General features: G+C 65.4%; 1 pseudogene. It reads right to left on the bottom strand.

The window, feature by feature from the left end:
* Window positions 1-57 precede the first annotated feature (57 nt).
* Window positions 58-376: pseudogene (locus EXE42_RS19020) on the bottom strand (hypothetical protein); the annotation flags it as partial.

The raw sequence follows: 376 nt of genomic DNA, 5'->3' as shown, positions 1-376 counted from the left end.
ATTAGCGTTCGATGTGGGTCACGCGGAGGGCCTCCGGGTCACCGGGGTCACCGCGCGTCAGTCGTCGTCTTCGTCCTCTTCATCGTCGTCTTCGGCTTCCGCCTCTTCGTCGTCGTCTTCGTCGTCCTCCTCGTCGTCATCGTACTCCTCTTCATCGTCGTCCTCTTCGGCCTCGTCGTCAGCCTCCTCGGCCGCGTCGTCGTTATCGTCGGCGTCGACGTCGCGGTCGTACTCGTACTCCTCTTCGAGGAGCGTCAGCGAGCCGTCGGCGACGGCGTACTTGAGTTCGCCCTCGGCCCCCTCGGTTTCGATCTCGATCTCCGCCTCGTCGTCGTCGGCGACGGCGAACGACGCGGTGCCGTCAGCGCCGGTCTGT

It is taken from the genome of Halorubrum sp. SP3, assembly GCF_005435195.1.
Taxonomy (GTDB): domain Archaea; phylum Halobacteriota; class Halobacteria; order Halobacteriales; family Haloferacaceae; genus Halorubrum; species Halorubrum sodomense.
This window is presented reverse-complemented; position numbering and strand designations above follow the sequence as displayed.